This is a genomic window from Stutzerimonas sp. 21-1 (assembly GCF_056336065.1).
Genome location: NZ_CM150500.1, coordinates 2,597,790 through 2,610,645 on the forward strand (window position 1 = coordinate 2,597,790; position 12,856 = coordinate 2,610,645).

At 66.1% G+C, this 12,856-nt stretch carries 12 protein-coding genes; 4 read left to right on the forward strand and 8 right to left on the reverse strand.

From position 1 onward, the window contains the following. Window positions 1-58 precede the first annotated feature (58 nt). From AC0ZJQ_RS12515 to AC0ZJQ_RS12530, 4 genes are all read right to left on the reverse strand, one after another. Complete coding sequence (locus tag AC0ZJQ_RS12515; RefSeq protein WP_008570369.1) at window positions 59-757, reverse strand: pirin family protein; 699 nt, start codon at window positions 755-757, stop codon at window positions 59-61. Window positions 758-903: 146 nt separating this feature from the next. Next, window positions 904-1,446 carry a DUF3087 domain-containing protein gene (locus AC0ZJQ_RS12520; protein ID WP_476476764.1) on the reverse strand — a complete coding sequence of 181 codons (543 nt, stop codon included), beginning with the start codon at window positions 1,444-1,446 and terminating at the stop codon, window positions 904-906. Between the two features lie 72 nt (window positions 1,447-1,518). Then, the gene (locus tag AC0ZJQ_RS12525) at window positions 1,519-2,229 is read right to left on the reverse strand and encodes an LrgB family protein (RefSeq protein WP_043297239.1); all 711 of its coding nucleotides are present in this window, start codon (window positions 2,227-2,229) and stop codon (window positions 1,519-1,521) included. Next, on the reverse strand, window positions 2,226-2,591 hold the full coding sequence (locus AC0ZJQ_RS12530) for a CidA/LrgA family protein (RefSeq protein WP_476476765.1): 366 nt from the start codon (window positions 2,589-2,591) through the stop codon (window positions 2,226-2,228). Before AC0ZJQ_RS12530 ends, AC0ZJQ_RS12525 begins: the two co-directional genes overlap by 4 nt. Window positions 2,592-2,889: 298 nt before the next feature. Here AC0ZJQ_RS12530 and ccoG point away from each other — a divergent pair, with 298 nt between their 5' ends. The 3 genes from ccoG (at window position 2,890) to AC0ZJQ_RS12545 (ending at window position 6,169) form a co-directional block, all read left to right on the forward strand. Next, on the forward strand, window positions 2,890-4,308 hold the full coding sequence (gene ccoG / locus AC0ZJQ_RS12535; RefSeq protein WP_476476766.1) for a cytochrome c oxidase accessory protein CcoG: 1,419 nt from the start codon (window positions 2,890-2,892) through the stop codon (window positions 4,306-4,308). A 34-nt stretch (window positions 4,309-4,342) separates the two neighbouring features. Then, window positions 4,343-5,752: a GntR family transcriptional regulator MpaR gene (gene mapR / locus AC0ZJQ_RS12540; RefSeq protein ID WP_155550395.1), complete on the forward strand. Its 1,410-nt coding sequence runs from the start codon at window positions 4,343-4,345 to the stop codon at window positions 5,750-5,752. A gap of 75 nt (window positions 5,753-5,827) precedes the next feature. Continuing rightward, window positions 5,828-6,169: an FKBP-type peptidyl-prolyl cis-trans isomerase gene (locus AC0ZJQ_RS12545; protein WP_054093294.1), complete on the forward strand. Its 342-nt coding sequence runs from the start codon at window positions 5,828-5,830 to the stop codon at window positions 6,167-6,169. 1 nt (window position 6,170) lies between these two features. Here AC0ZJQ_RS12545 and AC0ZJQ_RS12550 read toward each other — a convergent pair whose 3' ends face one another. The 3 genes from AC0ZJQ_RS12550 to AC0ZJQ_RS12560 form a co-directional block, all read right to left on the reverse strand. Continuing rightward, window positions 6,171-7,508 (reverse strand): GGDEF domain-containing protein, encoded by a 1,338-nt coding sequence (locus AC0ZJQ_RS12550; RefSeq protein WP_155550394.1) that lies wholly within the window; start codon window positions 7,506-7,508, stop codon window positions 6,171-6,173. Window positions 7,509-7,656: 148 nt separating this feature from the next. After that, the gene (locus AC0ZJQ_RS12555; protein WP_155550622.1) at window positions 7,657-8,373 is read right to left on the reverse strand and encodes an MBL fold metallo-hydrolase; all 717 of its coding nucleotides are present in this window, start codon (window positions 8,371-8,373) and stop codon (window positions 7,657-7,659) included. Between the two features lie 91 nt (window positions 8,374-8,464). Continuing rightward, entirely contained in the window at window positions 8,465-9,061 is a 597-nt protein-coding gene (locus AC0ZJQ_RS12560; RefSeq protein WP_155550621.1) for a glutathione S-transferase family protein, read from the reverse strand. Between the two features lie 139 nt (window positions 9,062-9,200). Here AC0ZJQ_RS12560 and AC0ZJQ_RS12565 point away from each other — a divergent pair, with 139 nt between their 5' ends. Beyond that, window positions 9,201-9,773, forward strand: a complete 573-nt coding sequence (locus AC0ZJQ_RS12565) for a TetR/AcrR family transcriptional regulator (protein WP_155550393.1) — start codon at window positions 9,201-9,203, stop codon at window positions 9,771-9,773. 1 nt (window position 9,774) lies between these two features. Here AC0ZJQ_RS12565 and AC0ZJQ_RS12570 read toward each other — a convergent pair whose 3' ends face one another. Further along, window positions 9,775-12,855 (reverse strand): efflux RND transporter permease subunit, encoded by a 3,081-nt coding sequence (locus tag AC0ZJQ_RS12570; RefSeq protein ID WP_476476767.1) that lies wholly within the window; start codon window positions 12,853-12,855, stop codon window positions 9,775-9,777. Window position 12,856: the final 1 nt, after the last annotated feature.

Consider the following 12,856-nt stretch of genomic DNA (forward strand, 5'->3'; position numbering starts at 1 on the left):
GGGTTGCCCATCGTTCCGGCAACCCGGTGAAACAGGTACAACGAGCCGCCAATCCGGCTCAGGTCACGTCAACCAGCACGATCTCGCTGTCTTCCAACGCCGTGACGGTCAGCTGCGCTTCATCGCGCACCGCCACGCCGTCGCCGGTCGCGGCCTGCACGCCGTTGACTTCGATGCGCCCACTGGCGGGCACCAGATAGACCTTGCGGCCGTTCCCTATGGAATAGTCCGCGCTTTGCCCGGCCGCCAGCGTCGCCGCCACCAATCGTGCATTGGCACGGATCGGCAGCGCCTCGCTGTCGTCCGGCATACCGCTGGCCAGCGTGACGAACGCGCCGGCGCGCTCGCCGCGGGGAAACGGCCGGGTACCCCAGGACGGCGCCAGGCCGGAGCGCTCGGGGAAGATCCAGATCTGGAAGATGCGGGTCTCCTCGTCCTCCAGGTTGTACTCGCTGTGGACGATGCCGGTGCCGGCACTCATGACCTGCACATCACCGGCGACCGTGCGGCCGCGATTGCCCAGGCTGTCCTCGTGAGTGATGGCACCCTGGCGCACGTAGGTGATGATTTCCATGTCGCGGTGCGGATGTGCCGGGAAACCCGACTGCGGCGCGATGGTGTCGTCGTTCCAGACCCGCAACCGGCCCCAGTGCATGCGTGCCGGGTCGTGATAGTCGGCGAAGGAAAAATGGTGACGGGCATTCAGCCAGCCGTGATGGGCATGGCCGAGGCCGGCATGGGGACGCAGTTCGATCATGGCAATCTCCTCTAGGCTGCCCGACAGGACCGGCGCAGCGAATGTGGAGCCATGATGTATTGATTCAATGAAGTAATGAGTGCAATTTTCGCGCGCTAAATATCGATTAAATAGATAGATAGGCGATCAATACCACCTTGCAGTCGTTACTTCTTCGCCGCCGGGAAGCGTTTGACCGTTTCTAGCCAGGCGCTATCGAGCTGCCGCTGATCGATATCCATGCCCAGCGACTCCATCAGTTCGCGGTGCTGGTCGATCTCGCGCGTCGCATCGCTGAGCGCGACGCTGTTACCGTCCAGCTGGTGCATCTGGGTAAGCCCCAGATGGTAGAAACGCAGCAGCTGCATGGCCTGCGGATCACGTGCAGCGACGCCGGCCTGCACCTGATGCATCAGGTTGGTGATGCTCATCAGGCTGCGCTTGAGCCGCCAGCCATAGGCGGCGGCCGCCATCCAGGGTTGCTGCCAGAAAAGCGCACGCACCAGCGTCACGGTGAGCAGCAGGCCAGCCAGCACGCCACCGATGTTCCAGCGCAGATTGTCGCCGCCCGGCTCGCCGAACAACGCCACCGCCACGGCGGCAAACCCCATTGCCAGCACGGCGAAGATCGCGATGACTACCATCGTGCTGCGCCGCGTCTGCTGCCGATAACGCTCGGCGCTCATCGGTTGGATCTCGAAAACCACCATGACGGATTCCTTTGCGGGGTCGGACGGGGCGTGAATTATCGCCACAAATGCGCCCACCCCGCTCGGCATTCCTCACCCCAGCGCGAACGGCAGCAGCAGCGCGATCAGAATGCCCAGCAGACTCATGCCCAGCGCCGCGAAGGCGCCGCACTCGTCGCCCTCCTCCAGCGCCCTGGCGGTGCCGATGGCGTGGGCGTTGATGCCGTAGCTCAGGCCACGCGCCGCCGGATGCTCGACGCCGGCCCAGCGCAGCAGCAGCGGCCCCAGCGCGGTACCGATGACGCCGGTGAGCATGACGAACACCGCCGCCAGCGAAGCCAGACCGCCCAGCTCCTCGGCTACCAGCATGGCGATCGGCATGGTCGCGGACTTCGGCGCCAGGCTCATCAGCACCGGCAGTTCGGCACCCAGCAGCCAGGCGATGGCCAGGGTGAGCGCCACACAGAGCAGCCCACCGACTACCAGCGTGATGACGATCGGCCAGAACAACTGGCGAATGCGCCGCAGGTGACGGTACAGCGGCACCGCGAGCGCCACGGTGGCTGGCCCCAGCAGCATGGCGATCGGCGCGGCGCCCTCGCGATAGCGCGGATACTCCACGCCGACCAGCGTCAGCGTCGCGACCACCAGCAGCATGCCGATCATCACCGGCTGCAACACCAACCAGCCGCTGCGCCGGTACAGCATCAGCGCCAGCTGGAAGGCAATCAGCGTAAGCACCACGGCAAACAGCGAATGCGCCAGCACGTCATTCCAGGCCAGACGCCAGTCGAGCACGCTCATACCTGATCCTCCGCGCGTCGCTCTTGACGGCGGATCAGCCGCTGCATCAGCCAGCCGCAGAACGGCACGGTAATCAGCAGCGAAAGCACCAGCCCCGCGGCGATCGCCGGCAGGTCATTGAGCAGTGCCGAGCCGCTGGTCATGATCCCGGCGGCCGGCACGATCAATAGCAGCGGCAGGTACTGCAGCAGCAGCGCGGCGGTCTTTTCCAGCGACTGCGGAATCCCTCGCCGGGCCAGCAGCAGGACGAACAGCAACAGCATGCCGAGAATCGGTCCCGGCAACGCCGGCAGCAGCACGAGATTCAGCACATGGCCAAGCAGCTGCAGCAGCACCAGCCAAATCAACCCCTGAAGAATCATCGTGCGCCCTCCCCGTGCCGCGGTTGCTGGTTCATTGCCGGCGTCCTCCTCGATGCAAAAGGCTCCGACTATGGACGCAGCGACCGTCGTGCAACAGGATCAGATGCACGCAAAAAAAGCGGATCAGCTGTATACAAACCAGGGTACTGATACAGGTCAAAGGCGCGCGCCAGCACGGTCCGGCCACCGCGCTTGAGCTCCATCTGATCCGCATTTATGCGTTTCATCTGAGTCTGTTATGCAGCTGTCGCGCCACCGATCATCCGCTCGCCCGAACTGCCCATGAGGCGAGCACCAAATGAACGACCGCATCCCCGCACAGCTCATCGAGACCGTCGACGCGAGCATGCCGATCCGCCTCACGCCCGCGCAGAGTGGCGGGCCGATTCACACCCGCAGCTTCAGCGGCTATTTCCGTAACCTGCGCCTGTTGGGCGGCGGCCTGCTCATGCTGCTCTACTTCGGCACCGTCTGGCTGAACTGGGACGGTCGCCAAGCGGTGCTGTGGGATCTCGGCCAGCAGCAGTTCCACATCTTCGGCGCGACCTTCTGGCCGCAGGATTTCATCCTGCTCTCGGCGCTCCTGATCATCGCGGCGTTCGGCCTGTTCTTCATCACCGTACTGGCCGGTCGCGTCTGGTGCGGTTACGCCTGCCCGCAGAGCAGCTGGACCTGGATGTTCATGTGGGCGGAGAAAGTCACCGAAGGCGACCGCCTGCAACGCATCAAGCTCGACGCCGCGCCCTGGTCGCCCGGCAAGCTGCTGCGCCGCAGCGCCAAACACGCGCTGTGGCTGGCGATCAGCCTAGCCACGGCGCTGACCTTCGTCGGCTACTTCACGCCTGTGCGCGAACTGGTAGGTGACCTCACACGCCTGGATATCGGCCTCACCAGCGCCTTCTGGCTGCTGTTCTTCACCGCCGCCACCTACCTCAACGCCGGCTGGCTGCGCGAACAGGTGTGCCTGCACATGTGTCCGTACTCGCGCTTCCAGAGCGTGATGTTCGACGCCGACACCCTGCTGGTCTCCTACGATGCCGCGCGTGGCGAAGCCCGCGGCGCCCGGCGCAAGGACAGCGACCCGCGCGCGCAGAATCTGGGCGACTGCATCGACTGCACGCTGTGCGTACAGGTTTGCCCCACCGGGATCGACATCCGCGACGGCCTGCAGCTGGACTGCATCAGCTGCGGCGCCTGTATCGACGTTTGCGACAGCGTCATGGATCGGATGGGCTATGCGCGTGGCCTGCTGCGCTACACCTCCGAACGCGCGCTCAACGGCGGCGCAACGCGCTTCTTCCGGCCGCGCCTGGTCGGCTATGCCGTGGCGCTGATGGCGATGATCGGTGCCTTCGTCTGGGCGCTGGATGCGCGGCCGCAACTGCAGCTGGACGTCACCCGCGACCGTACGCTGTACCGCGAGAACATGCAGGGGCAGATCGAGAACATGTATCGCCTCAAGCTGATCAACAAGACGCAGCAGCCGCGCCGCTATGCACTGACGCTGACGGATGGTCCGTTCGCCCTGCACGGCCCGAACGAAGTCAGCCTGGCAGCGGGCGAGATCGCCGATCTGCCGGTCAGCGTCGCGCTGCTCGACGGCACGCGCGAATTCAGCCGTGAACTGCACTTCGAGGTCCACGACCTGGCCGAGCCGGCCAGCCGGGTGCGCACGCCGAGCACCTTCGTCGCTCCCCTCGCCGCGCTGCGCCAGTAGACTGGCCGCTCTACCCGCCACCGTCAGGGCCCCGATGAAGCGCTACGAAAAATTCGCCGACGAGATTGCCGAACTGATCCGCAGCGGCGTGCTCGCCCCCGGACAGAAGGTGCCCTCGGTGCGGCATGCCAGCCGCACCTACGGTGTCAGCCCGTCCACGGTATTTCAGGCCTACTACCTGCTGGAGGATCGCGGGCTGATTCAGGCGCGGGCGCGTTCGGGCTATTTCGTCCGCGAACACGCCAAGCGGCCGCTGCATGAGCCGGAGATCGGCGCGCGCCCGGCGGAAACCACCGATGTGGACGTCAGCGAACTGGTGTTTTCGGTACTCGCCTCGCTGCGCGACCCGGCCACAGTGCCGTTCGGTTCGGCCTTTCCCAGCCCCGAACTGTTTCCGCTGCCACGCCTGGCGCGCTCGATGGCGCAGAGCGTGCGCGACATGCCGGCGCGTGAGGTGATCGCCGAGATGACTGCCGGCAATCCCGATCTGCGCCGACAGATCGCCCTGCGCTACATGGTCAGCGGCGTGATGCTGCCGATGGACGAGCTGGTGATCACCACCGGCGCCATGGAGGCGCTGAACCTCTGCCTGCAGGTGGTGACCGAGCCGGGCGATCTGGTGGCCATCGAGGCGCCGGCCTTCTACGCCACGCTCCAGGTGCTGGAACGGCTCAAGCTCAAGGCGGTGGAAATTCCCGTGCATCCGCGCGAAGGCATCGATCTGGACGTGCTCGCCGACCGCCTGGCGCACCTGCCGATCAAGGCCTGCTGGTTCATGAGCAGCCTGCAGAACCCGCTCGGCGCGAGCATGGGCGAGGCGAAGAAGCAGCAGCTCTACGAGCTGCTGCAGCGCCATCAGGTGCCGCTGATCGAGGACGACGTCTACGCCGAGCTGTACTTCACCCGCGAGCCGCCGCGGCCGGTAAAGAGCCACGACCGCGACGGACTGGTGATGCACTGCGGCTCGTTCTCCAAGAGCTTGGCGCCCGGCTACCGCGTCGGCTGGGTCGCCGGCGGGCGCTATGCCGAGCAGATCGCCCGGCTCAAGCTGATGACCACCATCTCGCCTTCGGTGCCGGCGCAGGCGGCCATCGCCGACTACCTGCAGCACGGCGGCTACGACCGCCATCTGCGCAAGCTGCGCCATGCGCTGGAAATGCAGCAGGGCGCAATGCTCGCCTCCGCCGCCCGGCATTTCCCGGCCAGCACGCGGGTCACGCGGCCCAGCGGCGGCTATTTCCTCTGGTTCGAGTTTCCCGAGCAGGTGGATTCGCTGCAGCTGCTGCAACTGGCGCTAGCCCAGGGCATCAGCCTGGCACCAGGGCCGATCTTCTCGGCGACCCGGCGCTTTCGCAACTGCGCGCGGCTGAACCACGGGCACCCGTGGGACGCCCGCAGCGAAGACGCAATGGCGCTGCTGGGGCGGATGCTCAAGTCGTTCTGAACGCCCGGACACGCTTGCCAGAGCGCGCGATTCCTGCGAAAAAGCCGCCCCTTTCCCAACGTTTGCGAGACGACGATGAGCGACGAGCTGCTGATCGAGGATATCCAGCCCGGCGATGGCAAGGCCGTGGTCAAGGGCGCGCTGATCACCACCCAATACCGCGGCACGCTGGAGGACGGCACCGTCTTCGATTCCTCCTACGAACGCGGCAAGCCGTTCCAGTGCGTGATCGGCAGCGGTCGCGTGATCAAGGGCTGGGATATCGGCCTGCTGGGCATGAAGGTCGGCGGCAAGCGCAAGCTGTTCGTGCCGGCGCATCTGGCCTATGGCGAGCGCCAGGTCGGCGCGCATATCAAGCCGAATTCGAATCTGCACTTCGAGATCGAACTGCTGGAAGTGCTGACCCGCGACGATTGAGTCAGGCGCAATCCAGCGGCTGCTGGCGACGGCGCGCCTTTATCAGGTACATGCGGTCGTCGGCCTGCTTGAGCAGTTGCGCCTCGGCCTCGCCGTCCTCGGGGTAATGCGCGATGCCGATGCTTAGACCGGCAACCAGCTGGTGGCTGACAAGGTCAACCGGCTGCTCGAACGCGGCGCGAATCTTGTCGACGACCCGCTCGGCATCCGCCGGATGCGCGATGCTTTCCAGCAACACCACGAATTCGTCCCCACCCAGCCGGGCGACCGTATCGCTGTCGCGCACGCAGTGCACCAGGCGTTCGGCGACCGCCCGCAGCAGATGGTCGCCGGCACTGTGGCCGAAGCTGTCGTTGACCTGCTTGAAGCGATCCAGATCGATGTAGAGCAAGGCGAACCGTCCACCGTTGCGCCGCACCCGTGCCAGCGCCGAGCCCAGGCGGTCGGCGAAGCAGGCACGATTCGGCACGCCGGTCAGTTCGTCGTACTGGGCCATGCGCTGCAGACGTGCGTACAGCTGCTTGCGCTCGATGGCGGTGACCACCTGGGTGGACACGAACTGCAGCAGCTCCTGGTCTTTCTCGGTGTACGGTACGCCTTTGCTCTTCAGCAGCAGCACGCCGATCACGCCTTCGCTCGAGTTGAGTGGCACGCCCAGCCAGCAGGCCGCATCGGCGCTGTTCAACGGCAGCACCAGCATTGGCACCGATTGCGCATTGAAGCGCAGCGGCTGGCCGCCGTGCAGCACGGAAAAACACAGGGAAGCCGCCGGCTCCGACGGTGTGGCCAGCGAATCGGGGGCGAGCGCCTGATAGGGATAGCCCAGCTCGCCGCTGACGGAATCACGAATGGCGACGATGAAATCGTCGACCGGCAGCAGCTGAGCCACGGTCAGGTGAATCTGCTGATACAGCGCGGCAAGGTCCTTGGCCGCGTGCGCCGCTTCGGAGATCGAATAGAGCGCCGCCTGCATCGCTTCGGACTGCTTGCGCCGGGTGATGTCGCGCGCCACGCCGATGCGCAGCTTGTTGTCGGTCGACCAGCAGGCCGACCACATAATGTGCACGACCGTGCCGTCCTTGCGCACGTAGCGGTTCTCGAAATGCAGCAGCGGCTGGCCGACCATCACCTCTTCCGCCGCGGCCAGGGTACGCGCCCGGTCCTCGGGATAGACCATCTCGATCATCCGCTTGCCAAGCATCTCCGCCGGCGTATAGCCGAAGATGCGCTCGCAGGCCGCACTGACGAAAACGAAATTGCCCTGCGCATCGACGACGCAGATGGCGTCGAGCAACAGATCGATGACACTCGCCAGCGGCTCGTAGTTTTCCGTTTTCATCGCGGCAGACCTGCTTCGGCTCTTCGGCACGATTGGCCAATCAGACTGTGACGCAGTCTTCACGTTTGGCACATCATGGCTTAATCCGCCGGGCAACGCATTGCCTAAATGGAAGCTGTTCGCGCGGTTCTTTTATGGTGCCCCGCCCTCACTCGATCCAGCGTGGATAGAAGCCCAGTGCGGCCTGCGCAGGACCGTCCGCCAGCGCTGCAACGGCCGCTGCCGCCTCAGGTCGCTGCGCGGGTTCGCCGTCGCCCCGGAAGAAGAACCGGCGACCGTCGGCCAACGTCAGGAACACCCCGAGCGCGCCGTGCCCTTCCAGCGGCACCAGCACCAGCGCACCATCACCGAACAGGTCAAGGCTCTGCGCATAGCCAAGATACGGTCCGGACTCGAACTGCAGCGTCTGCCAGCGAACCGCGTGACGGAACTGGCTCGGCAACACCGCAGGCGGTGTCGCCGCACGCAGATAGCGCAGACTGTCGGCGCTGGCCGCGACGGGCACCTCCGGATAATCGGCCAGCCCGGACGCGTGCTCCCAGCGCACGCAGCCGAGCAGAATGCGATCGACCGTCAGGCCGTCGCGCTCGAGCTGATCGCGTACCGCGTGCACCTCGCCGTAATGCTTGCTGCGCCACGGCACCTCGGCGTCCACCTGGGCGTCGATCTGGCGCCCCAGCCCGGTGCCGAACAGCAAGCGAGTCTGGCCATGCTCAATGAGGATCGCCAAGTGGTTGACCGGCGGCGGCTGCTGCCAGCCGCCACGACGCCAGGAGTACTCGCTTCGGGTGTCGCTCTGCGCCGTCTTGACCAGGCTGAAGCGCAACCCGTCGGCAGCCGCCGCGCTGCCCACCAGGCCGAACATCAGCACCGCAAGCAGCCCCAGTAGCCGTGCCGCCCCGGTTGGCAAGCGGTAGCGCTTGGCAGGCGCCCGGCCGTTTCGCGCGAACACGGCCTTACAACCCAGGCATGCCGACATAGCCGGGCAGCGCGCGGATGCGGGCGAACCAGGCTTGCAGCGCCGGATACTGGCTGAGGTCCAGACCGCCGTCGCCGCCCAGCGCAACGTTGGGATACACAGCGATGTCGGCGATGGTCGACTGCGCCGTTTCCGCGAGCCAGTTATGCACGGCCAAATGCCGTTCGAGGACGCGCAACGCGCTCAGCGCGCGGGCCTGCGCCAGCTCCGCATCGATCGGCATGCCGAACAGCTTGCCCACCCGCACCGTGGCCGGGCCGTGCTGCGTTTCATTGGCGGCGAAGCTCAGCCAGCCGGCGATCCTGCCCTGCGCCTCGGCATCCAGCGGGTACCAGCGCTCATCGGCATAGCGCCGTGCCAGGTAGACCAGGATTGCCTGCGCATCGCCCAGGCGGAACTCGCCATCTTCCAACGCAGGCACCTGCCCGCGCGGATTGATTGTGCGAAACGCCGGCTGCTTCTGCTCGCCCTTCAGCAGATCGACCGGGATCAGTTCGACAGGCTGGCCGATCAGGCTGAGGAACAGGCGCACCTTGTGGCAATTGCCGGACAGCGTCATGTCGTGGAGTTTCATGGTCATGCCCTCTCGGTTGTTGTGCACTGGATAATAGACAGACCTGTCTGTACACTTCAAGCACAAAGATGACCAACGGATGGCAACTGGAGCGCGCAGCGAACGCTCGCGCATAATGGCCGTTCCGAAGGAGGCACTCATGGCATCGAACAAGCGCGACCAGCTGCTCAGCACCGCCGAAGACCTGTTCTATCGCGACGGCTATCACGCCACGGGCATCGACCGGATTCTGGCCGAATCCGGCGTGGCCAAGATGACCCTGTACAAGCACTTCAAATCGAAGGATGAGCTGATTGTCGCCGTGCTCGACGCACGCCACGAGACGATGCTCGCGCGCCTGCGGGAAAGGGCCGCGAAGCTGCCGCCGCGCGCGGCGCTGCTGGGAATATTCGATGGCCTGCACGGCATGATCCACGGCGACGGGCGCTTCTGCGGCTGCCTGTTCGTCAACGCCGCCGCGGAGTATCACGACCGCGATCACCCCATTCACCGCCGCTCGGCCGCCTACAAGGCCGAGCTGCAGACCTACCTGCGCGAGCTGCTGGAGCGCCTCGATGCACCGGCGCCCGCGCAGCTTGCACGCCAGCTGCAATACCTGCTCGAAGGCGCGCTGAGCATGGCGCACATCGAAGGGCCGGGCGAACAGGCCCGGGACGCCCGGGTGGCGGCCGAGCAGCTGCTCGCAGCCGCCGGCATCCGCGCATCCGACTGAATCAGGCGGGTTTGGCTTCCGTCTCGCGCACGCGGAACCACGCCGCGTAGAGCGCCGGCAGGAACAGCAGCGTCAGCGCCGTGGCGACGATCAACCCACCCATGATCGCCACGGCCATCGGCCCGAAGAAGATGCTGCGCGACAGCGGAATCATCGCCAGCACCGAGGCCAGCGCGGTCAGCACGATCGGCCGGAAACGCCGCACGGTGGCATCGATGATCGCGTTGAAGCGGTCGTGCCCGGCGCCGATGTCCTGCTCGATCTGGTCCACCAGGATCACCGAGTTGCGCATGATCATCCCCGACAGCGCGATGGTGCCGAGCATCGCGACGAAGCCGAACGGCTGACGGAACAGCAACAGGAACAGCGTGACGCCGATGATGCCCAGCGGCGCGGTGAGGAACACCATCGCCGAGCGCGAGAAGCTCCTGAGCTGCACCATCAGCAGCGTCACCACCACCAGCACGAACAGCGGCAGGCCGGCGTTCACCGAACGCTGCCCGCGCTCGGAATCCTCGACGGTACCACCGACCTCCAGCAGATAGCCGCTGGGCAACTGCGCGCGGATGTCCGCCAGCGTCGGCTCGATCTGCCGCACCAGCGAGGCCGGCTGCTGATCGCCATACACGTCGGCACGCACCGTGACCGTCGGCAGGCGGTTGCGGTGCCAGATCACGCCCTCCTCGAAGCCGTACTCCAGCGTTGCCACCTGCGCCAGCGGTACGCTGCGGCCGCTGGCGGTGGGAATGGCCAGGCTGGGCAGCATCGACAGCTCGAGGCGCTCGCGCTCGGTGCCACGCAGCAGGATCTCTATCAGCTCGTTGTCCTCGCGGAACTGGCTGACGCTGCTGCCGATGAAGGTGCGCCGCAGGAATTCCGACAGCTCGGCGGTGCTGACACCCAGCGCGCGGGCGCGGTCCTGATCGACGTCGAGCAACACCTTCTTGCTCGGCTCCTGCCAGTCCAGATGCACGTTGGCGACGTGCGGATTCTCCGCGACCTTCGCCGCGACCTGCCGGGCGTGGGCGCGCACTACATCGATGTGTTCGCCGGTTACGCGAAACTGCACCGGATAGCCCACCGGCGGGCCGTTTTCCAGCCGCGTCACCCGCCCACGCAGCGCGCTGAAATCCTCGCGCAGGCGCTCGATCAGCCAGCCGCGCAGCTCCTCGCGCGCCTCGATGCTCTGCGCCAGCACGACGAACTGGGCAAAGCTGGTCGCCGGCAGTTGCTGGTCGAGCGGCAGGTAGAAGCGCGGCGAGCCGGTGCCGACGTAGGCCACGTAGTTGTCGATTCCCGCACGATCCTTGAGCATCGCCTCCAGCCGCCGGACCTCCGCCTCGGTGGCCTTCAGCGACGCGCCCTCGGCGAGCTTGAGGTCGACCATCAGCTCCAGCCGCCCGGACGCCGGAAAGAACTGCTGCGGCACCAGCCGGAACAGCGCCACCGCCGCGACGAACGCCGCCAGCGTCAGCACGATCACCGTCTTGCGCCGGCGCACGCACAGCGCCACCACGCGCCGCACACGCTGGTAGAAGGCTGTCGAATACGGGTCGTGGCCGCCGCTGCCAGCGCCGTGCTTGCGGGCGGCTCGCGCGGCGAGATCCGGCAGCAGTTTGTCGCCGAGCAGCGGGACGAAGGTCACCGCTGCAATCCAGGAGGCGACCAGTGCGATGGTCACCACCTGGAAGATCGAGCGGGTGTATTCGCCGGTGCTGGAATTGGCGGTGGCGATCGGCAGGAAGCCGGCGGCGGTGATCAGCGTGCCGGTCAGCATCGGGAACGCCGTACTGGTCCAGGCGAAGCTCGCGGCCTTGAGCCGGTCGTAGCCCTGCTCCATCTTGATCGCCATCATCTCCACGGCAATGATCGCGTCGTCTACCAGCAGCCCCAACGCCAGCACCAGGGCGCCGAGGGAAATCTTGTGCAGGCCGATGTCCAGGTAATGCATGGTGGCGAAAGTCATCGCCAGCACCAGCGGAATCGACAACGCCACCACCAGCCCAGTGCGCATGCCGAGCGAGAAGAAGCTCACCAGCAGGACGATCGCCAGCGCCTCGATCAGCACCCGGACGAATTCGCCGACGCCGGTCTTCACCGCTGCCGGCTGGTCGGAGACCTTGCGCAGCTGCATGCCCACCGGCAGCTCCTGCTGCAGCCGGGCGAACTCCTGCTCCAGCGCCTCGCCGAGCATGAGGATGTCGCCGCCCGCCTTCATCGACACCGCCAGCCCCAGCGCCGGTTCGCCCATGAACCGCATGCGCGGCGCCGGCGGCTCGTTGAAGCCGCGGCGAACCTCAGCCACGTCGCCAAGACGGAAGGTGCGGCCCTCGAAGCGGATGGGGAAATCGCGAATCTGCTCGGCGGTGGTGAAATTGCCGCTGACGCGCAGCTGCACGCGCTCGCTCGGCGTTTCGACGAAGCCCGCCGCGCTCACCGCGTTCTGCGCCTGCAACGCCTGATGCACCGCTTCCAGCGGGACGCCGAGGGTCGCCAGCTTGACGTTGGACAGCTCGATCCAGATCTTCTCGTCCTGCAGGCCGATCAGCTCGACCTTGCCGACGCTCTTGACCCGCTGCAGCTGCAGCTGGATGCGGTCGGCGTAATCCTTGAGCACGGCGTAGTCGAAGCCCTTGCCGGTCAGCGCGTAGATATTGCCGAAAGTGGTGCCGAACTCGTCGTTGAAGAACGGTCCCTGAATGCCCGGCGGCAAGGTGTGGCGGATATCGCCGATCTTCTTGCGAATCTGGTACCAGAGCTCGGGAATGTCCTTGGAGCGCAGCGAGTCGCGCGCCATGAAGGTGACGTTGGATTCGCCGGGGCGCGAGAACGACACGATGCGCTCGTACTCGCCGGTCTCCATCAGCTTCTTCTCGATGCGCTCGGTGACCTGGCGCGACACTTCCTCGGCGGTGGCGCCCGGCCACTGCGTCTGGATCACCATCGCCTTGAAGGTGAACGGCGGGTCTTCGCTCTGCCCCAGCTTGCCGTAGGACAGCACGCCGACGACGGCGACCAGCAACATCAGGTAGACCACGACCTGGCGGTTGTGCAACGCCCAGGCGGAAAGGTTGAAGCGCATC

What these genes read in the sequence shown, in the direction of transcription:
- AC0ZJQ_RS12515 (WP_008570369.1), bottom strand. Translation starts at nt 757, where the DNA reads ATGATCGAACTGCGTCCCCATGCCGGCCTCGGCCATGCCCATCACGGC.
- AC0ZJQ_RS12520 (WP_476476764.1), bottom strand. Translation starts at nt 1,446, where the DNA reads ATGGTGGTTTTCGAGATCCAACCGATGAGCGCCGAGCGTTATCGGCAG.
- AC0ZJQ_RS12525 (WP_043297239.1), bottom strand. Translation starts at nt 2,229, where the DNA reads ATGAGCGTGCTCGACTGGCGTCTGGCCTGGAATGACGTGCTGGCGCAT.
- AC0ZJQ_RS12530 (WP_476476765.1), bottom strand. Translation starts at nt 2,591, where the DNA reads ATGATTCTTCAGGGGTTGATTTGGCTGGTGCTGCTGCAGCTGCTTGGC.
- ccoG (WP_476476766.1), top strand. Translation starts at nt 2,890, where the DNA reads ATGAACGACCGCATCCCCGCACAGCTCATCGAGACCGTCGACGCGAGC.
- mapR (WP_155550395.1), top strand. Translation starts at nt 4,343, where the DNA reads ATGAAGCGCTACGAAAAATTCGCCGACGAGATTGCCGAACTGATCCGC.
- AC0ZJQ_RS12545 (WP_054093294.1), top strand. Translation starts at nt 5,828, where the DNA reads ATGAGCGACGAGCTGCTGATCGAGGATATCCAGCCCGGCGATGGCAAG.
- AC0ZJQ_RS12550 (WP_155550394.1), bottom strand. Translation starts at nt 7,508, where the DNA reads ATGAAAACGGAAAACTACGAGCCGCTGGCGAGTGTCATCGATCTGTTG.
- AC0ZJQ_RS12555 (WP_155550622.1), bottom strand. Translation starts at nt 8,373, where the DNA reads ATGTTCGGCCTGGTGGGCAGCGCGGCGGCTGCCGACGGGTTGCGCTTC.
- AC0ZJQ_RS12560 (WP_155550621.1), bottom strand. Translation starts at nt 9,061, where the DNA reads ATGAAACTCCACGACATGACGCTGTCCGGCAATTGCCACAAGGTGCGC.
- AC0ZJQ_RS12565 (WP_155550393.1), top strand. Translation starts at nt 9,201, where the DNA reads ATGGCATCGAACAAGCGCGACCAGCTGCTCAGCACCGCCGAAGACCTG.
- AC0ZJQ_RS12570 (WP_476476767.1), bottom strand. Translation starts at nt 12,855, where the DNA reads ATGCGCTTCAACCTTTCCGCCTGGGCGTTGCACAACCGCCAGGTCGTG.